This window comes from Aquibacillus salsiterrae, assembly GCF_028416595.1.
GTDB lineage: Bacteria > Bacillota > Bacilli > Bacillales > Amphibacillaceae > Aquibacillus_A > Aquibacillus_A salsiterrae.
Map to the genome: position 1 here is coordinate 1 of NZ_JAMQKC010000050.1, position 2,896 is coordinate 2,896.

A 2,896-nucleotide genomic window follows, 5' to 3' on the forward strand; every position below is an offset into this window, starting at 1 on the left:
TGTATATAGTAATCTAAAAGTGGGCCACAAAAGTCATTGAAAACTCCCCCAGTAGGTTATAATAGCCCAGTAGAAATAAATTAATTGATTTCTAGTGGGGAGACTGGAGCGATGATTAACTTGAAAAATAAACAAGAGGTCCTAATTATGTACCTAAGGGAGGGCCGGTCACAGAGAGAAATTGCCAAGAAAGTAGGAATCGACCGTAAAACGGTAAGTAAATATATTAAGGAATATGAATCGCAAAGGAATGAATTAAATAGGCATGACATTGTTAACGCAGGTGAATTAATTCAAACGATTGTGGACGCGCCGAGATATCGTGTTGGAACTAGACCAAAACGGGTTTTAACAAAAGAAATAGAACAAAGAGTACAGGAACTGGTAGTCGAAAATGAGGAGAAAAGGAGAACCGGATTAAGAAAACAACAGAAGAAGCCTATAGATATTCATCAAGTATTAGAAGAGGAAGGTTTTACTATTAGTTATAGTACAGTCCTCCGTACTATCCGCGAACTAGATAAGAAGCCTAAAGAAGCATACATAAAGGGCTCTTATCTACCTGGTGATATATGTGAATTTGATTGGGGGGAAGTGAAAATTACGATTAACGGTAAACGACGAGTGCTTCAAATGGCGGTATTTACCTCTGCATTCGGGAACTATCGAATGGCATACTTGTTTACCAAACAAAAGACTGAATGCTTTCAAGAAGCTCACGCTTTATTCTTTGAAAAGGTAGGTGGCGTCTATAAGACAATGGTATACGACAATATGAAAGTAGCAGTCAAACGCTTTGTAGGAACAGAGAAGGAACCGACAGAAGGACTACTGAAACTATCAATCTACTACACCTTTAATTACCGTTTTTGTAATGTAAGACGCGGAAATGAAAAAGGACATGTGGAACGTAGTGTTGAAGTGATACGCCGAAAGGCTTTTGCGTTTAAAGATTCATTTGAAACACTTGAGGAGGCAAATCAATATCTATTAGAAATCTGTGAAAAGCTCAATCAAAAGTTACAAACAGGGAAAGATCATTCAGCAGAAGAATTATTTGAACAGGAAAAAGCCCACCTTCTTCCAAATCTGCCACAGTTTGATGCAGCACGGATAGAGAATGTGCGCGTAGATAAGTATTCTACGATTGTGATTGATCAAAACCATTATTCTGTACCAGATCATCTAGTTAACGAGGTGATCATGACAAAAATCTATTCTAATAGAATTCAATGCTTTAGCAATGGGGAAAAGATTGCAGAGCACCACCGATTAACAGGAGGCCACGAATGGAGGATACAACTGGATCATTATTTAAACACCTTAAAGAAAAAGCCTGGTGCATTAGCCAGTAGCGTGGCATTACAACAGGCAGATAAAAAAATAAAAAATATTTATGACAGTTATTATATCAATAACGAGAAAGGATTTATAGAGCTAATTCACTATCTACAAGAAAACGATAATTTGAAAGAGGTGGAACAAAGCATAAATGAGCTGCATAACATTCATCCATCTCACGTCACGACAGATAAAATTAAGGTATTATGCGCTAGAAATCAAGAGGAGTTAAATTCATCCTCTTTTCACCAGGATAAAAGCGATATTTCCACTTATGCCCGAGAACATTTACGAGCCTACGACGAGTTGTTTCAGACCAATTCATTAGGGGAAAAGGGGGAAATCGCATGAGTAAGAGGAATTGGGATGAGGAAGTATCGCAGTTTAGTAAAGCATTAAAGTTGTCCACGATTAACCACCATTTTAAGGAAGAGGTGAAAGAAGCCACTGAAAGAGACGCAAGTTATGAAGAATTTTTAGCATTACTCCTACAAAGGGAAATGGATACCAGAGACGAAAATGCAAGATATAATCGAATCCGGCGGGCTGAATTTCCTTACAAACGTTATTTAGAAGATTTGGTGATAGGAGAATTACCTCCGGATGCACAAAAAAAATTAAAGCGTTTAAAAACACTTGATTTTATTGAGGAAGGTAGGAATGTAATTTTAGCAGGGAATCCAGGAACTGGTAAATCTCATATGAGTATAGGGTTGGGAATTAAGGCATGTATGGAAGGCTATAAAGTTTGGTTTACAACCGTGCCATTACTCATCAATCGAATAAAAGAGTGTAGGTCAGAGAAGACCTTGCGGGCTTTTCAAAACCGCTTTGAAAAATACGATCTCGTCATAGCAGATGAAATGGGATATATTTCTTTTGATAAAGAAGGAGCTGAACTACTGTTTACCCACTTATCATTAAGAGCTGCCCAGAAGTCAACGATTATTACAACAAACCTATCTTTTGAGCGCTGGGGTGAGATTTTCCAGGATCCAGTAATGACTGCAGCAATGATTGATCGTTTGACACATCAGGCTTATATCGTAAATATGAATGGCAATTCCTACCGTATGAAAGAAACCAAAAAGTGGCTTGAAGATCAGCAGTTAGTGTAGACTAATTCAGGTTTCAATATAGAATGAGGAGTAATAATATGGAACAAATGACTGTTCATGAGATTACAAATCTATTGCATTCACATGGACTTAAATGTGACAAGCAAATTGTAAAGAATGGCTAATTGAAGGTAAAATAAAAGGCATTAAACAAGGTGGGTCTTATACTGCAAGTGACACCGAAGTTTATACATTCCTTTATGATTACAGGTGGAATGGTACAGCTTATGAAAGAGGAATTGATGACCAGACAAAAATAGTGCGTATTAACAAGTTTAATGAAACAGGTTAAAAAATTACAGAAGGAAAAGTCAGAATTAGAGCAAGAGCTAGGCATCACACCGTTTTGATAACTCCCATTCCCCTATCCAATATTAAAATTATAGGTGGGGGAATTTTAAATGACTATGTGGGGGAATTTTCAGTTGACAATTACA

2 protein-coding genes are annotated in these 2,896 nt (G+C 37.2%); both read left to right on the forward strand.

The window, feature by feature from the left end; genetic code table 11:
* Positions 1 to 111 precede the first annotated feature (111 nt).
* Positions 112 to 1,692, forward strand: coding sequence for an IS21 family transposase (istA, locus tag NC799_RS18130; protein ID WP_272447838.1), 1,581 nt, complete (start codon positions 112 to 114; stop codon positions 1,690 to 1,692).
* Complete coding sequence (istB, locus tag NC799_RS18135; protein WP_272447839.1) at positions 1,689 to 2,459, forward strand: IS21-like element helper ATPase IstB; 771 nt, start codon at positions 1,689 to 1,691, stop codon at positions 2,457 to 2,459. Before istA ends, istB begins: the two co-directional genes overlap by 4 nt.
* Positions 2,460 to 2,896: the final 437 nt, after the last annotated feature.

Coding starts and splice junctions, on each gene's coding strand:
- istA (WP_272447838.1), top strand. CDS start 112: ATGATTAACTTGAAAAATAAACAAGAGGTCCTAATTATGTACCTAAGG.
- istB (WP_272447839.1), top strand. CDS start 1,689: ATGAGTAAGAGGAATTGGGATGAGGAAGTATCGCAGTTTAGTAAAGCA.